This is a genomic window from Xanthomonas sp. 4461 (assembly GCF_024806475.1).
Classification (GTDB): Bacteria; Pseudomonadota; Gammaproteobacteria; order Xanthomonadales; family Xanthomonadaceae; genus Xanthomonas; species Xanthomonas arboricola_F.
Window position 1 is genome coordinate 41,911 of record NZ_JANTYV010000008.1, and the last position, 16,660, is coordinate 58,570.

At 66.5% G+C, this 16,660-nt stretch carries 14 protein-coding genes; 12 read left to right on the forward strand and 2 right to left on the reverse strand.

What is annotated here, in order from left to right; translation table 11 throughout:
* Nucleotides 1-84 precede the first annotated feature (84 nt).
* A complete protein-coding gene (locus FHY19_RS21490) occupies nucleotides 85-993 on the forward strand; it encodes a LysR family transcriptional regulator (protein WP_259168485.1) in 909 nt (302 codons plus the stop codon).
* A gap of 604 nt (nucleotides 994-1,597) precedes the next feature.
* Entirely contained in the window at nucleotides 1,598-2,266 is a 669-nt protein-coding gene (locus FHY19_RS21495) for a hypothetical protein (protein ID WP_259168486.1), read from the forward strand.
* 260 nt (nucleotides 2,267-2,526) lie between these two features.
* On the opposite strand, the gene FHY19_RS21500 is transcribed toward FHY19_RS21495, so the two are convergent.
* Both FHY19_RS21500 and FHY19_RS21505 read right to left on the reverse strand, forming a co-directional pair.
* Nucleotides 2,527-3,333 (reverse strand): TatD family hydrolase, encoded by an 807-nt coding sequence (locus FHY19_RS21500; RefSeq protein WP_259168489.1) that lies wholly within the window; start codon nucleotides 3,331-3,333, stop codon nucleotides 2,527-2,529.
* A gap of 272 nt (nucleotides 3,334-3,605) precedes the next feature.
* Nucleotides 3,606-4,523 (reverse strand): LysR family transcriptional regulator, encoded by a 918-nt coding sequence (locus tag FHY19_RS21505; protein WP_046962928.1) that lies wholly within the window; start codon nucleotides 4,521-4,523, stop codon nucleotides 3,606-3,608.
* 126 nt (nucleotides 4,524-4,649) lie between these two features.
* On the opposite strand from FHY19_RS21505, the gene FHY19_RS21510 reads away from it, so the two are divergent.
* From FHY19_RS21510 to FHY19_RS21555, 10 genes are all read left to right on the forward strand, one after another.
* The gene (locus FHY19_RS21510) at nucleotides 4,650-5,702 is read left to right on the forward strand and encodes an aromatic ring-hydroxylating dioxygenase subunit alpha (RefSeq protein WP_259168491.1); all 1,053 of its coding nucleotides are present in this window, start codon (nucleotides 4,650-4,652) and stop codon (nucleotides 5,700-5,702) included.
* 17 nt (nucleotides 5,703-5,719) lie between these two features.
* Nucleotides 5,720-6,679, forward strand: coding sequence for a PDR/VanB family oxidoreductase (locus FHY19_RS21515; protein WP_259168493.1), 960 nt, complete (start codon nucleotides 5,720-5,722; stop codon nucleotides 6,677-6,679).
* Nucleotides 6,680-7,076: 397 nt separating this feature from the next.
* The gene (locus FHY19_RS21520; protein ID WP_259168494.1) at nucleotides 7,077-8,393 is read left to right on the forward strand and encodes an NCS2 family permease; all 1,317 of its coding nucleotides are present in this window, start codon (nucleotides 7,077-7,079) and stop codon (nucleotides 8,391-8,393) included.
* Nucleotides 8,394-8,510: 117 nt separating this feature from the next.
* Complete coding sequence (locus tag FHY19_RS21525; RefSeq protein ID WP_259168496.1) at nucleotides 8,511-10,055, forward strand: adenosine deaminase; 1,545 nt, start codon at nucleotides 8,511-8,513, stop codon at nucleotides 10,053-10,055.
* Between the two features lie 348 nt (nucleotides 10,056-10,403).
* Complete coding sequence (locus FHY19_RS21530; protein ID WP_259168498.1) at nucleotides 10,404-11,864, forward strand: AtzE family amidohydrolase; 1,461 nt, start codon at nucleotides 10,404-10,406, stop codon at nucleotides 11,862-11,864.
* Entirely contained in the window at nucleotides 11,864-13,444 is a 1,581-nt protein-coding gene (locus tag FHY19_RS21535; RefSeq protein ID WP_259168500.1) for a gamma-glutamyltransferase, read from the forward strand. The genes FHY19_RS21530 and FHY19_RS21535 overlap by 1 nt, the downstream gene beginning before the upstream one ends.
* A gap of 95 nt (nucleotides 13,445-13,539) precedes the next feature.
* Nucleotides 13,540-13,833 carry a hypothetical protein gene (locus FHY19_RS21540; RefSeq protein WP_259168502.1) on the forward strand — a complete coding sequence of 98 codons (294 nt, stop codon included), beginning with the start codon at nucleotides 13,540-13,542 and terminating at the stop codon, nucleotides 13,831-13,833.
* Between the two features lie 342 nt (nucleotides 13,834-14,175).
* Nucleotides 14,176-14,634, forward strand: coding sequence for a gas vesicle accessory protein GvpU (gvpU, locus tag FHY19_RS21545; protein WP_259159405.1), 459 nt, complete (start codon nucleotides 14,176-14,178; stop codon nucleotides 14,632-14,634).
* A 400-nt stretch (nucleotides 14,635-15,034) separates the two neighbouring features.
* Nucleotides 15,035-16,414, forward strand: coding sequence for a hypothetical protein (locus FHY19_RS21550; RefSeq protein WP_259168504.1), 1,380 nt, complete (start codon nucleotides 15,035-15,037; stop codon nucleotides 16,412-16,414).
* A gap of 9 nt (nucleotides 16,415-16,423) precedes the next feature.
* Nucleotides 16,424-16,627 (forward strand): hypothetical protein, encoded by a 204-nt coding sequence (locus FHY19_RS21555; RefSeq protein ID WP_259168505.1) that lies wholly within the window; start codon nucleotides 16,424-16,426, stop codon nucleotides 16,625-16,627.
* The last annotated feature ends 33 nt before the right edge of the window (nucleotides 16,628-16,660 follow it).

Here is a 16,660-nt window from a genome sequence, read left to right on the forward strand (position 1 = left end):
AGACCGGGGACGGGAAGTATTCGCCTGCGACCACCCCCTGTCCAATATATGATGCTGGCAGTTTCCATATGCAGAACAGATACCATGGAGTTGCGTCACCTGCGCTATTTCCTGGCGGTTGCCGAGGAAGGCAATTTCACCCGTGCCGCTGCCCGGGTGGGTATCGGCCAGCCGCCGCTGAGCCAGCAGATCCAGACGCTGGAGCGCGAGCTGGGCACGCCGCTGTTCCGCCGCACCCATAGCGGTGCGGAGCTGACGCCAGCCGGCGAGGCCTTTCTCGGCGAAGTGCGCCGGGTGCTGGCCGATGTGGAGCGCGCCGCCGAAACCGCCCGGCGTGTGGCGCGCGGCGAATCCGGCCGCTTGCGCATGGGCTTCACCGCCTCGGCCGCCTTCAGTCCGGTGGTGCCGCGCCTGATCCGCGATTTCCGCCGGCAATGGCCGCAGGTGGAACTGCTGCTGGAAGAAACCAACACCGCCAGCCTGCTGGTGGGCCTGGCCGATGGCCGCCTGGATGCGGCATTCGTCCGCTACGGCTTGAGCACGCCACCGGACCTGCAGCTGCTGCGCTTTGCCGATGAGCCGATGAAGATCGCGGTGCCGGCGGCGCATCCGCTGGCGGCCCACAACAGCGCGCCGCTGGCGGCGCTGGCGGGCGAGCCGTTCATCCTGTTTCCGCGCAGCTTCGGCTCCAGCCTGTACGACGAAATCCTCGCCGCCTGCCGCGAGTCGGGCGTGACCTTGCGCATCACCCAGGAGGCGCCGCAGATGTCGTCGATTATCAACCTGGTCGCCGCCGAACTGGGCGTGTCGGTGGTGCCCGCCTCCACCGCACAACTGCAGCGTCCCGGGGTGCGCTACCTGGATATCGAAGGGCGCATGCCGCTGGCCCGTCTGGCCCTGGCGGTTGCGCCGGGCGCGCTGGACAGCGCTCCGCTGGTGCGACATCTATGGGCGCTGGCGGAACTGATCACTGCCGATGAGGTAAGCCAGTGATCGCCACTGGTGGAGCTGGCATGCGTGATCCCGGCGGTTGGGCAATGACCGTTGCGCGGTGGTGGCGTGCTGGATGCGCCGGTTCTGACTGCATCTCACATTGCGGGGAGCATGGGTACGCACCGACAAGCGGCTGCGCAACCGTGGCGAGCACTCGTGAGCTGGGTGTGGATGGCGCACAGGCAGCACGGTTGTCCGAGTGATCCACGCCGCCCCGAGCAGCGGCCGTGCTCGCCCGGCAGTGAGCGCAGCAGTTCTGTTTGCCGCGCCTGGTCGGCCCCTGATCGAAGGACAACGTTACCGGTGCACCGTGTCATGTCACGCTCTTGCCTGAACGCATCAGTGCACGCTGCACGTGCGAAAAGCCACGCCCCGATCAGGATGGCAGGCGAGATCGATCGATCCAAGGCCATCGCCGTAATTGCAGGTGCACACGCCACCGCAAGATGTCGCTCTGCGAGAACTCATCGCCACGACCGACGACGCGCAGCCCGCCCAGCCTGACACGACGCAGCAGCATCTGCGCCGACTTCCAGTGGCAGCGCTTGACCTCAACTACGATTGAGGTTGTTCAATGCGGGCCTCTTCCATCGATCCGAGTGCCATGCATCTTCGTCATCTCCTGCTGCCCTGCCTGGATCCGGCACTGACCCGGCGTTTTTATCGCGATGTGCTGCAGCTGCCGCTGCACGGCGACACCGTCCACATCGGCTGGACCACGCTGGACTGCGTGCAGGCGCAACATCCGGTCGGCAGTGTGCATCTGGCCTTCAATGTCGCGCCCTCACGCTTCGAGGCCGCAGCGCGATGGATCGGCGCACGCGCCACGCTGCTCGCCGACCCGCAGGGCCGCCAGCGCTTCGCCCTGGACGGGGTGTGGCAATCGCAGTCGGTGTATTTCGCCGGCCCGGATGGTGCGGTGCTGGAGCTGATCGCGCGCGCTGCGCTGCACGATGTGGCGACCGGCAAGGGCGAGTTCCACGGCGAAGAATTGCTGTGCCTGAGCGAAATCGGCTTGCCCAGCAATGATGTCGATGCAGTGACCAGCAGCGTGGCCCATCATTTTGGCGTACAGCCGTTTGCGCCGGCCGTGGAGGGCTTTGCCGCGCTGGGCGACGATCATGGCCTGTTGATCGTGGTGGACCAGCGCCGGCGCTGGTTCCCGCAACAGCGTCAACTGCCGTGGGCCGACGGCTTGCGGGTCTGTGTCGATGCACCGCAACCGGGCCTGCGGCTACGCGATGCGCAGGGCTGGGAACTGCTGGCTGCGTAAGCGACGGCAACGCGCGGGCGTCGTATTTCAACGCGCTATCGAGCCGGATCGGTGCCACTTCCGCCATGCATGCCCTGCCCGCTGCCGGGCTGGTGGACGAGCGCCGCAGGTCCGCTTGCTGCCATCGCGCCATGCACTGCGCCACCGATGCGGCAGCGCAGTGCATGCACGCAACAGCACGCGATGGTATCGATCGCCAGCCCGCTCCCTTCCGCGTTGCGCCAGTTCGCCAATGCGGCAGCCGAGGCCCGAGTGTGTCTTCAGCTGTCCGGTTGAGCGGCCGGCAAACGGAAAAACGCACGTGCCGCAGCGGTGCTGTTGGCGGCGGTCACCGCGACGTCTTCGCCGCGGTCGCGCGCCAGTTCTTCGACGATATGCGACAGAAACATCGGCTCGTTGCGGCGATCCTTGGGCATGGGCTTGAGCGTGCGCGGCAACAGGTAGGGCGCGTCGGTTTCGATCATCAAACGGTTGGCGGGGATATTGCGTACCAGCTCGCGCAGATGCGCGCCGCGGCGTTCGTCGCACAGCCAGCCGGTGATGCCGATGTAGTAATCGCGGTCCAGATAGGCGAACAGCTCTTCGCGCGTGCCGGTGAAGCAATGCACCACGGCCGCCCCCAGCTTGCCCTCGAAGCTGCGCATGATGGACAGGAAGTCTTCGTGCGCATCCCGCTGATGCAGGAACAGCGGCTTGCCATTGTCGGCAGCCAGTTGCAGCTGGCGCTCGAAGGCCTTGTGCTGTGCCGGGCGCGGCGCGAAATCGCGGAAGTAATCCAGCCCGCATTCGCCCACCGCCACCACCTGCGGATGCGCCTGCAAGGTGCGCATTTCGGCCTCGCACTCGGCGGTGAATTCCACGGCGTGATGCGGGTGTACGCCGGCGGTGGCATACAGGAATCCGGGATGTTGTTGCGCCAGTTGCAGGGCCACCGGCGAATGCTCGCGGCTGGCGCCGGTGATCACCAACTGCGCCACACCCGCCTCGCGTGCGCGTTGCAGCACGGCATCGCGGTCGCGATCGAAGGAATCATGGGTGAGGTTGGCGCCGATATCGATCAACTGCATGGTGCGGGTGTCGCCTGAAAGAGCAGATGCGATTGTACTGGGTGGACGTTGCCCTCATCCGCCCTGCGGGCACCTTCTCCCGCAGGCGGGAGAAGGGACATCCACAACGGGATCTGGATCGCCACGACAGGTTCTCCATGACGGGATCTGCATGGCGGGATCTGCATGCGGTCCGCGACACCTGCATGCCATCAGCCTGCGCGAACGCCGTGCCTTTCCCCTCTCCCGCCTGCGGGAGAGGGGCAGGGGTGAGGGCCGCTTGCGCAGCACGCTCAGCCCACCACCGGCACCGCCATCGCATCGATCTTCGCCGCCAGCGCCTGGATCGCCAGCTGCGCCGAGCGCGAGAGCTGACGCTGCGGGGCCACGCACAAGGCCAGCGTCATCGGTTTGGTCAGGTGCTGACGGAACGGCACGAACGCCAGTCGACCGTCGGCCACGTCGGGCGCGGCGTCCAGCCACGACATCAGCCCCACGCCCGCACCGGCGCGCACCAGCCCGCGCAAGGTGCGCACGTCGTTGCAATGGGTCAGCCGCTTCACGTCGATATGCTGGCGCTGGTACAGCACCTTGGCGTGCTCGCCCACGATCAACGGCGCGGCCGGCAGCAGCAACCGGTGCTCCAGCGTCTCGCTCAGCTGCAGCTCGGTGCGCGTGCTCAACGGGTGGCCCACCGGCATGGCAATCCCCAGCGGGATATCCGCAAATGCGCGCACCTCCAGGTCCACACTGCTCACCGGGTCCAGCAGCAGGCCGATGTCCACGTCGGCCGAGGTCACCATTTCCATCACCCGCTGGTTGCGCGCGGTGGACAGGTTGAAGGTGATGCCGGGGTACTCCTGCACCAGCGCGGCCACCGCCGCCGGCACCACGCCCTCGCTGAGCGCGTCGATCATGGCGATCTCCACGTGCCCGCGGCGCAGCCCCTTGAGCTCGTCGAAACGCTCCAGGGTGCGCGCGTAGGCCTTCTCCCAGCCGCGCACATCCACCAGCAACAGCTCGCCGGCGGCGGTCAGCCGCAGCCGGCCGGGCAGGCGCTCGAACAGCTGCGCGCCCAGCTCTTCCTCGGCCTTGAGGATCTGCCGGTCGATCGCCGAGGCCGACACATGCAGCACCTCCGAGGCCTTGCGGATGCTGCCGCAGCGGGCCACTTCGATGAAATAACGGGTGAAGCGGGAAAAGGTCAGCATGTGGCAGAGCCCGGTTGGCGTTGCATTTTTTGCAATGGCTTGGCTGAAAATCGATGTTTGATAACACACCCCCGGCTTCCTAGAGTCAATCCGGCACCGCTCCCGCCTCACGCCAGAGACCGCCCCATGGATGTCGCCGTCCCCGCCCTGCCGCTGCACTGCACCTTCGAAGCCGCCGACTGGCAACGCCTGGCCCAGCATTGGCACGCGGTGGCACTGAGCAGCGAGGTGAGCGAGGCGCCGTTCAAGGCCACCCTGCTGGACGAGCCGCTGGTGCTGTACCGGCTGGGCAGCGAGCTGGTGGCCGCGCGCGATGTCTGCCCGCACCGCGGCGTGCCGCTGAGCATGGGCACCGCCGATGGCGGCGGCGTGGTCTGCGCCTACCACGGGCTGCGTTTCGGCGCGGGCGGGCGCTGCAATCACATCCCGGCCAGTCCCAATCAGAACATCCCGGCCAAGATGCGCCTGCACACCTATGCGGTGGCCGAGCGCTACGGCTTGATCTGGGTATGCCTGGCCAAGCCGGCCGGCGTGAGCGAAGCCGAGGTGCAGATTCCACCAATGCCCGGCTGGGACGAAGAAGGCTTTCAGCAGATCGTCTGCCCGGCCTTCGACATCGGCGGCAGCGCCGCGCGCCAGCTGGAAGGCTTCATCGACGTGGCGCATTTCGCCTTCGTGCACACCGCCACCTTTGCCCAGCCGGACAAGCGCGAGGTTCCGGCCTACACCACCACCGAGACGCCGACCGGCTTCAACGCCGATTACCTCAGCAGCGTGGCGAACTATTCGGTGGACATGCCGCTGCCGGACGTGGACCCCGGCTTCCAGTGGCTGCGCCACTTCGAGGTGCACCTGCCGTTCACCGCAACGCTCACCATCCACTTCCCGGTGCCTGGCAAGCGCTTGGTGATCATGAACGCGGCCAGCCCGGTGTCCAAGCACAAGACCCGCTTGCTGGTGCCGATCGCGCGCAATTTCGACACCCATCTGCCGGTGGAGGACGTGCACGCCTTCAACCTGCGCGTGTTCGAGGAAGACCGCGCCATGGTCGAGGCGCAGCGCCCCGAATACCTGCCGCTGGACCCGCTGCTGGAGGTGCACATCCCGGCCGATCGCAGTTCGATCGCCTACCGCCGTGGCCTGCGCAGCCAGGGCTATAGCGACTTCTTTCTGCGTTGACCGCCAAGGAGCGCGCCATGAGCCTGCATGAAGTGCGTGTGGCCGCAGTGGCCGAGCAAGGCCACCGCCAGCGTGCGATCCGGCTGGAGCCGATCGACAGCGAGTTGCCCGCGTTCGAGGCCGGCGCGCATGTGGACCTGCACCTGCCCGATGGCTTGATCCGCCAGTATTCGATCGCCAGCGCGCCGCATGTGCGCGATCACTATCTGCTGTGCGTCAAATTGGCCGATGCCTCGCGCGGCGGCTCGCGACACCTGTGCGAGCAACTCAGCGCCGGCGATCGCCTGCAGATTTCCAGCCCGCGCAATCTGTTCCCGCTGCATCCGGGCGAGCGGCATGTGCTGCTCGCCGCCGGCATCGGCATCACCCCGCTGCTGTCGATGGCCGAGGCGCTGGAGGTGCGCGGCGAGCCATTCGTGCTGCACTACTACGCGCGCCGGCATGCCGACGTGGCCTTCGTGCAGCGGCTGCAACAAGGCTTCGCCCACGGGCAGGTGCATGTGCATTTGAGCGATGGCGGGCAAAGCCCGCGCGTGCATGTGCCCGACGCGCTTGTCCAGGCAGGCGCGCACGACCAACTGTATCTGTGCGGGCCGGCCGCGTTCATGGACCACTTCACGCAGCTGGCCAGGACGCATGGATGGGCTGACGCGCAGCTGCACCGCGAACACTTCGCTGCCGCCAATGCCGGCCTTGCGCACGACGCCGACAGCGCCTTCGAGGTGGAGCTGGCTGCCAGTGGTCGCGTGGTGCAGGTGCCGGCCGATTGCAGCATCGCCAGCGCCTTGCTCGCTGCCGGTATCGAGGTACCGCTATCGTGCGAGCAAGGCATGTGCGGCGCCTGCCTGACCGGCGTGCTTGCCGGGACCCCGGATCATCGCGACAGCGTGCTCAGCGACAGCGAGCACGCCGCCAACACCCAGATCACGCTGTGCTGCTCGCGCAGCCGTTCGTCACGCCTGGTGCTGGATCTTTGAGCGCTGTGCGTGTGTTGCGCCTGCGCAGACAGGACGACAGCGGGCGCGCAGGTGGCTGATGCCGGTCACGCTGCAGCGCGAAGCAGCCGCCAACGTTGCAGTGGCCTGTTGGATGGGCGCGGGCCGCGCATCGTCTTGCACGATGCGGTTGCTGCATGCACAAGGCAACGCGGGCGCAGCCGCGCCAGGCGCTGGCGATCATGCCACTGCGCTGCACACAGGCATTGCGCTGGCCGCGCATTCCGTGCCCAAGGTCCGTGGCAATTGCCGTTGCGCAGTGCAAGATGTTCGGCCCGCGCGTCTGCGCAGCGACCGCGCGGCCCCCCCCTGTGCCAATGAGATGTCTGCCGATGGTCGTGTGTGTGATCGCCCTCCCCCACCGTTGCCGGAGCGTCCGATGAGGCGCTGGCCCGGATTTGCGCTGGCTGCCAATGGCAGCAGCGTGCGCACGGAGGTCCTGGCCGGCGCCACCACCTTCCTGACGATGGCCTACATCGTCTTCGTCAACCCCGACATTCTGGCCACCACCGGCATGGAGCACGGCGCGGTGTTCGTGGCGACCTGCCTGGCTGCCGCGCTCGGCTCGCTGCTGATGGGCGTACTGGCCAACTACCCCATCGGCATGGCGCCGGGCATGGGCTTGAATGCATTTTTCGCGTTCTCCGTGGTGGGCACGCTTGGCTACAGCTGGCAGCAGACGCTGGGGCTGGTGTTCGTATCCGGCTGCGTGTTCCTGCTGCTCAGCGTCACCGGCGCGCGGCGCTGGCTGGTGGACGGCATCCCGGCCCCGTTGCGCAGCGCGATTGCGGCGGGCATCGGCCTGTTCCTGGCGTTGATCGGCTTGCAGAAGGCCGGCCTGGTGGTGGCGCATCCGCAGACGCTGGTGACCCTGGGCGACCTGCATCGGCCCGAGCCCTTGCTTGCGCTGGCGGGGCTGCTGCTGATCGGCGTGCTGGAGGTGCGCCGCGTGCGCGGAGCGATGTTGCTTGGCATCCTGGCGGTCACCGTCGCGGCACTGGCGCTGGGTCTGGTGCACTACCAGGGCGTGCTGTCGCTGCCGCCAAGCCTGGCGCCGACGCTGCTGCAGCTGGACATTGCCGGCGCCTTGCAAGGCCATGGCAGCGGTGGCGCATTGACCGCCGTGCTGCACGTGGTGCTGGTGTTCGTGCTGGTGGAAATGTTCGATGCCACCGGCACCTTGATGGGCGTGGCCCAGCGCGCCGGCCTATTGCACACACACACGCACCGTCGCCAGTTCGACCGCGCCCTGCTCGCCGACAGCACCGCCATCCTGGCCGGCTCGCTGCTCGGCACCTCCAGCACCACCGCGTACGTGGAGAGCGCTGCCGGTGTACAGGTGGGTGGGCGTACCGGGCTCACCGCACTGGTGGTGGCAGCGCTGTTTCTGCTGGCGCTGCTGTTCTCGCCAGTAGCGGCGATGGTGCCGGCGTATGCCACCGCTCCGGCGCTGATCTACCTGGCATCGGTGATGCTGCGCGAGTGCACGCAGATCCAGTGGGACGACGTCGGCGACGCGTTACCGGCCGCGATCTGCATGCTGGCCATGCCGCTCACCTACTCCATCGCTACCGGCCTGGCCTTCGGCTTCATCACCTATGCGGCACTGAAGCTGGGCAGCGGCCGCTGGCGTGCCGTGCATCCGGCCACCTGGGCGATTGCCGGCCTGTTCGTGCTGCGCTATGCGCTGGAGTGAGCGAGGCGCCGCGGGAGTTTTCTGCTCCTCCCACTGGCCACCCAACGCGCCGCGCGGCAAGCTGCATCGCAACCGGCGGCGGCGCAACGCCGCCGTCTCACTCTCAGAGCTCACCGCATGCCACATCGTTATCGCTGTCTGATCCTCGGCTTGTGCACCCTGTTGCCCGGCATGACGCTCGCACGCCCGGTGCAGGCGCCTGCGCAACAACGCGAGCAGCAGGTGGCGCAGCTGTTTCGGGACGCGGCCGCGCAACCTGCGCAATTGCGCGCATGGCTGCAGGCCATGCCCAAGGGCGGCGACCTGCACAACCACCTCTCCGGTTCGGTGTATGCCGAGAACTATCTGCACTGGGCCAGCGAAGACGGCGCCTGCGTGCAGCTGGACGACCTGAGCCTGCGCGCCGCGCCGTGCGGCAAGGGCCAGGAGCCCGCCCGCGGCCTGGCTGCGCGTAATGCAGACTTGTACGGCCGGGTGGTCGATGCGTTGTCGATGCGCAAGTTCCTGCCCAGTACGAGCCAACCCACCGGGCATGACCAGTTCTTCAGCACCTTCGGCAAGTTCGACGCGGTAGTGCGTGCGCGTGTGGCAGACACCGTGGCCGCAGTGCTCGATCAGGCCGCACGCGACCGCGTGCCGTATGTGGAGATCATCGCCAACCCGCCGCAGATGGCGCAGGCCGCACAGCGCATGCAGTCGCTGCCGTGGAATGGCGATGACGATGCCGCCAACCTGCGCGCCCTGCAGGACGCCCTGCCGCCGCTGGTGCAGGCCGCGCAACGCGAGCTGGCTGCCACCGACACGCAGGTGCGCCGCGTCCTGCGCTGCGACCAGGCCGATGCGCGCCCCGGCTGCCGGGTGAGCTACCGCTACGTGCCGTATGTGCTGCGCGTCCTGCCGCAACCGATGGTGTTCGGGCAGATGGCGCTGGCGCATGCGCTGATCGCTGCCGGCGGCAGCCGCGCAGTGGCGGTGAACATCGTCGCGCCCGAGGACAACCCGGTGGCATTGGCCGATTACACCCGGCACATGGCGATGTTCCGCTTCTTCGCCACGCACTATCCGGGGGTGCCGCTGTCCCTGCATGCCGGCGAGCTGACGCTGGGGCTGGTGCCGCCGGCGCAGCTGCGCTCGCATATCCGCCAGGCCGTGGACGCCGGGGCGCGGCGCATCGGACATGGGGTGGACCTGCCCTATGAAGACGATGCCAATGGGCTGCTGCAACAGATGCACGGCAAACAGGTCGCGGTGGAGGTCAACCTCACCAGCAACGATGTGATTCTGGGCGTCAAGGGCGCCGCGCATCCGCTGGCGATGTATCTGCGCGCCGGTGTGCCGGTGGTGCTTTCCACCGATGATGCCGGCGTCTCGCGTGCGGACATGACGTACGAGTATCAGCGCGCGATGCAGGAGCAAGCCATCGACTACTCGACCCTCAAGCAGCTGGCACGCAATGGCCTGACCTACAGCTTCCTGCCCGGCGCCAGCCTGTGGACCGCCGAGGGCGCCGCCGTGCCGGACTGTGCGGCAGCGCTGCAGCACGACACCGACGACGCGGCCTGCAGCCAATTCCGCAAGGCCAGCGAAAAGGCACGTCTGCAATGGCAGCTGGAAACCGATCTTGCGCAGTACGAGCGCACGCTGCTGGCGCAACGCAACTGAGGCCGACACCATCCCCATCAAACGCACGACCCAGGCACGCTGCTGTGATGCGACGCCCGCCCCATCGTCGCCGTACTGCAGTGCTTCCCACGACCACAGCGCAGTGTCTCACCGACATGCCGCCAGGACTCCGGACATTCCCCACCTATCGGGCACGCTTGCGCCCAATGCTTCCCCCATCGGATGGGTCGGCAGGCCCGAACCGGACGCGCTGAGACAAAACCGCCGCACTTTCCCGCCGCAGCGTGCTTTGATCGTGCGTCCGCAGCGTCGCCTGGCCCCACAGCCGCAGGCTGCCGCGGTCCAGCACCGCACACCCGCCGCTTTCCCAGCAACCCAAGGTGACCCATGCAACTCCCAGCGCAGTGGCAGGCCGGCATCGATCGCAATAGCGAGGTCCTACGCGGCCACGCACAATTACTCACCAATTTCGTCGCTCCACGTCCCGCATCGCCGGACGCAGCCACCCCGCGCGGCCAGATCGCAGCGATCGTCAGCACCACCCGCAGCCAGCCCACGCTGGCCGCACGTCATGCCACCCAGACGCTGACGCGCATCAACCAGGCCAACGACCGGTTGTGCGCGATCACCCGCCTGCTACCCGCACGCACCGCTGCCGATGCGGCGCGGGTGCAGGCCGCACTGGCCGGTGGCAGCGATGGCGGTGGGTTGGCCGGGGTGCCGTTCGTGGTCAAGGACCTGTTCGATGTCGCCGGCCAGGTCACCACCGCCGGTGCGGTGATCCGCGCGCAGTGCGCCCCTGCCGTCCGCGATGCAGCGGTGGTGCAGCGCCTGTGCGATGCCGGTGCGGTGCTGGTGGGCACCGCCAACATGGACGAATTCGCCTACGGCTTTGCCACCGTCAACGCGCATTACGGCACCACCGCCAACCCGCACGATCACCGGCATCTGGCCGGCGGCTCGTCGGGTGGCTCGGCAGCGGCGGTCGCGGCCGGGCTGGTGCCGTTTGCGCTGGGCTCGGACACCAACGGTTCCATCCGCGTGCCGGCCGCGTTGTGCGGCGTGTACGGCCTGCGCCCAACCCACGGTGCGTTGCCGCTGGAGGGGGTCTTTCCGTTCGTCGATGCGCTGGATGTGGTCGGCCCGTTCGCCACCTCCGTGGCCGATCTGCGCCGCGTCTACGAGGTCATGCATGGCCATGCGCTGCGTCATTGCAACGTCGCCAACCTGCGTATCGCCCGACTCGGCGGCTGGTTTCAGCGCAATCTCGATCCCGAGCTGGATGCCGGCATCGGCGCCTTGCTGACCGCCTGCAACAGCACCACGCACATCCAATTGCCGGAAGCAGAACGCGCCCGCGCCGCGGCCTTCGTGCTCACTGCGGCCGAAGGCGGCCATCGCCATCGCACAGCGCTGGCCACGCACGGCGATCAATTCGACCCGGCCACGCGCGACCGCCTGTTCGCCGGCCTGCAGCTGCCGGCCAGCGCGGTGGCCGATGCACAGCGCTTGGCACAGTGGTTTCGCGCAGCCATGCAACAGCTATGGGACGACGTGGACGTGCTGATCGCCCCCGCCGTGCCCTGCATTGCGCCACGGATCGATCAGGACACCATCGTGATCGATGGCCTGCCCGTGTCTGCGCGCGCCAATCTCGGCATCTTCACCCAACCGCTCGGCCTGGCCGGCTGCCCGGTGCTGGCCGCACCGTTGCCGCGTCCGGGGCGTCTGCCGCTGGGCGTGCAGTTGATCGCCGCACCCGGCCGCGAAGACCGCCTGTTCGCACTCGCCGCGCAACTCGAGCGCGACGGCCTGCTCGCCTTCAACGCGCCACCGGAGACACCTTGATGCTGCATACCCTGCGCGCGCGCCGCGGCATGGTCGTCGCCCCGCACCATCTGGCCGCGCAGGCCGGTCGTGACATCCTGCGTGCCGGCGGCAACGCCATCGAAGCGGCTGTCGCCACCGCCGCCTGCCTGGCCGTGGTGTATCCGCACATGACCGGCATCGGCGGCGATGGCTTCTGGCTGATCCACGAGCCCGATGGCCGCGTGCACGCCATCGATGCCTGCGGCCGCGCCGCGCAGGCGGCCACGCTGGACTTCTATCGCGGTCACACGCAGATCCCCTGGCGCGGCCCTGGCGCAGCCAACACCGTGGCCGGCACCGTCTCCGGCTGGGCGCTGGCGCTGCAGCACGGCGGTGGCGCACTTCCCTTGCCGCAGTTGCTGCAAGAGGCCATCCATCACGCCGACACAGGTGTCCCCGTCACCCTGGGCGGTGCGCAGGTTGCCGCCAGCAAGGGCGATGCACTGCGCTGCCTGCCCGGTGCGTATGCGCGCATCTTCGAGCCGCGTGGCGCGCCCCTGCACGAAGGCGCGGTGCTGCAGCAGCCGCAGCTCGCGCGCACCCTGCAGCGGCTGGCAAGCGATGGGCTGGACGGTTTCTATCGCGGCGCGCTGGCGGCCGACATCGCCGCCGATCTGCAGGCGCTCGGCAGCCCGCTGCACGCCGACGACCTGGCAACGCATACCGCCGAGGCCAGCGTTCCGCTATCGGTGGCCGTTACGGGGGCGCGCTTGTACAACCATGCACCGCCTACGCAAGGCCTGGCCTCGCTGCTGATCCTGGCCTTGTTCGATCGCCTGCATGCCGGCCAGCCCGACAGCTACACGCATCTGCACGGATTGATCGAAGCCACCAAACAGGCCTTCCTGATCCGCGATGCGCACATCGGCGACCCGGCCTGGATGTCGCTCGATGCACAGGCGCTGCTGGACGACAGCGCCGCGCTCGATGCGCTGGCCGCTCGCATCGACATGACCACCGCGTTGCCCTGGCCGCAGCCATCGCAGGCCGGCGACACCGTCTGGTTCGGCGCCATCGACGCGCATGGCCGCGCGGTCAGCTGCATCCAGTCCACCTACTTCGAATTCGGCTCCGGCCTGGTCCTGCCACGCACCGGCATCACCTGGCAGAACCGCGGTTGCAGCTTCCGTCTCGCCCCCGACGGCTGGAACGCCCTGGCCCCGGGACGCAAACCGTTCCACACCCTCAACCCCGCCTTGGCCACCTTCGACGACGGCCGCGTCATGGCCTACGGCACCATGGGCGGCGAAGGGCAACCGCAGACCCAGGCAGCGCTGTTCTCGCGTTACGCCCGTTACGGCATGCCGCTGCAGCAGGCCATCACCGCACCGCGCTGGCTACTCGGCCGCACCTGGGGCGAAGACAGCACCACGTTGAAGCTGGAAGACCGCTTCGACCCGGCTGTGGTGCAGGCACTGCGCGATGCCGGACATGCAGTGGAGCTTTGTCCTGCATATACCTCGGTGATGGGACATGCTGGCGCATTGGTCCACGAGGTCGACGGCGTGATCAGCGGGGCAAGCGATCCGCGATCGGATGGGGCGGTGGCTGGGTGGTGATGGCTTCACACATTTAACAGCTTTTCCCGAAGCAACTTCATGATAGCGTCATACCTAGTTGGCCAAGGAAGCGCTCAACCTGAACCAAATTTACGATGAAACAGTCTTTGAAGATTCTTAGCGCTGCATGGCATTTCTTTGCGGTGCTTCGCATCACCTTCTTTCTCACACTGACGCTTGGGGCTGCCCTGCTTATATCAGGCAGGGATCATGGGATTTTTGTTGTAATGCTTTCTTTTATCCTCGGCTATGCCTCTACCTTCTATCGTTGTCGCAACTGCCACAAGCATGTTGCTCATATCGATACATTCTGGATCGCATTCGCCCATCCGTTTGCCACTCGTTGCATCCATTGCAGCCACCCAATCCGCAAGCCTCGTGACGAGTAAGTTCGCTCGATCTTTCGCTCTGCGGGGTCGACTCAACTTGGACGTGAGGGTCGACATGCAAGATCTTTTGCCCGGCCTGTGGCGCCAGCAGTGGTGCGCGGGATGATGCAGTGGTGCCGCAGCACACGCTAGCGCCGAGGATCAAGACTCCAGCCAGGGCGGGCCAACAAGGGAAACATGTCATAGACTCTGGGCATGCTCTCCAAGGCGACGATAGCGGACCCAACCGCGTCACTCACTGGACAGGACGCACTTGCTTTCTTGGGCATGCGGGGCGATGCGCAGGCACGTCGTCACGCTTATTTCGACATACGCGTTAGACCTTTCACCAAGGAGAGCCACATGACAGAGCAAGACGACAATCAACCGAGCCTGGAAGACGTCAAACTGGCGTTCGACGGCCAGAGCGTGGATTGGTATCTGCAGAAGCTGGTCGCCACCGTCAATACCTCGAACGTGCAGTTCGGCATCACGCTGTTTGTCGAAGGCATCATCGTGTCCGGCCAGCTTGTCAGCGGGAAGCAGTACTTCGAGGCATTTGCACAGGAATTCTCTGCTGCCTATCCCGGCGATGCGGAGGAAAAAGAGGATATCCGTCGCGCGTTTGCCAGCCACGCCAGCATCTACGACACCGAGGACGATGCGCAGCAAAGCAGCAAGCCGCCGCAGTTCATTCACCTGATCGAATCACGTTGCTTCTCACCCGGTGGACAGCCGCTGCCCAGCAACCGTGGTGTGCTCTGGCGCGGCAAGGTGAATGCCGTGTCCGGCTTTACGCTGGGATCGCTGTCGGCAGATTAAGCCCGGCACGCTCCCCGCGCTGGTGTGAGGTGCTCGCCACCTCACATCGCACCGTTGTACAGATCGCCACGCATGCTCCAGCGCCACGCAACGGCCCAAGCTGCCTGCGTTGCCGCCATCGTTTCAAATCAGCGATCGCCGCATGGCTGCCGCGTTGCCACCTGCCGGTATGCCGGTGGCATCCAATTGTTGCGCCCGGTTAAATCAGTGAGCCAGTGCGAACCACGCGCCGGACTATGACTGAAGCCAGGGTTCTTTACGCCTTTTCGTGTTCGACTCTCTCTTGCTGGATCCAGCTCGGCACGCCGCTGTGCGCGCGCATCGCGCAGCGCGTGGATGCGAAGCCCCCAGGCTTGCGACGACGCATATGAAACGGTGAAGCACCACACGGGGAGAATACATGGCGACATTCAGCGTGGTAATCGATCCACTGGGCACCCCTCCAGGCCAGACGCCGTCGACTGCGGTCGGTATCTGTCTCTCCGGCGGCGGCAGTCGTGCGCTGTCGTGTGCGCTGGGCCAACTGCGCGGGTTGCGCTATCTGGGACTGCTGGACAAGGTGGCCGCGATCTCCTCGGTGTCCGGCGGGACGTGGGCCAATGTCCTGTTCAGCTATCTGCCGGAGTCGATCAGCGACGACGACTTTCTGGGGCCGGTAGTGCTGGATCCGTCAACGCTCACGCTGGAAGTGCTGGGCCAGATGGGGGACAGCAATCTAGGCCAGGTGCCGTATCGGCTTGGCACGCTGCCGATCGTCGATGAACTGGCAAAGTATCGGCTGAGCAAACGCTACGCGCCCTCGGACATGTGGCAGGCGGTGATTGGCAAGCTGGTGCTGAAGGATTTCGGCTTGTGGAATCCGGATGTCACCGGCGTCGACCCGCGTTATTTCAGTGGCACGGCGAAGTATCTGGCGGAAGGCCCGCTGGTGCGCAATCCGCAGCTGACCAGCGACGACTTCTACACCGTGCGCGACGGGCGGCCGTTGCCGATCTTCAATACCTCGGTCTTCCTCAACGATAGCGTGAGCTCGGATCTGGTTCCGTTCGAGGCCAACTGGTTTCTAGGCGTGCGCAGCGTCTTCAACCAGCCGCAGCAACTCGGCGTCATCGGGGGAGGCTTGATCGAATCGTTTGCGATGGGCAGCGATTACATCGCCGACAACGGTGCGGGCGAGGTCACCACCAGCGTGCCGCCACGCGCCTTCAGCCTCGCCGATATCGCCGGCTGCAGCAGCATGGCGCCGGCGCAGGACTTCGAAGAGAAGTTTCCCGAGATCAATGGCCTGGTGCCGCGGTATCCGTACTGGCCGGTCGATGGTCGTGAGAGCCAATCGACGCTGAGTTACCGCTTCGCCGACGGCGGCAACCTGGAAAACCTGGGCATCATGCCGCTGCTGGCGCGCGGCGTTCCGCGTCTGCTGGTGTTCGTCAACTCCGATCAAGGGGTCAACATCGATCCGGAATCGGGCGAGACGGTGGTGGCCGACGACCTGCCGCCGCTGTTCGGGCTGCAGCCGTTCTGCGACAAAACCCGTAGCTACCCTGCATACGCCGACGAGCAATTGTGCGTGGACGCCAATGGCATGTTCCGGCACAACCAGGTGTTCGACACCGCCGCATTCGATGCACTGAAACAGGGGCTGTTGGCGGCCAAGAAATCCGGTGGTTCGCTGCTGGTGCGACAGACCCTGAGCGTGCTGGCGAATGACTGGTTCAATGTGCCTGCGCAGCAGTCGGTCGAGGTGCTATGGGTGTACAACGATCTGGTGCGGGCATGATGGAAGCAATTGCCGGATGAAACGCAGGCCGACCTGGATCTGCAAAGCGTGGACGATTTCCCGCTCTATGGCACGGTCACCCAACTGCATCTGTCCTACACGCTGGTCAACGCACTGGCGCACCTGAGTTGCTGGAACCTTGCCTCCGACAGCACGGTCGGCAATCCCGATGGGCAGAGCAATGCCGATGTGGTGCGTGGCATGTTTGCGTGATGCGTGCACGGCGACGTGGCTGCCCATGCAGCC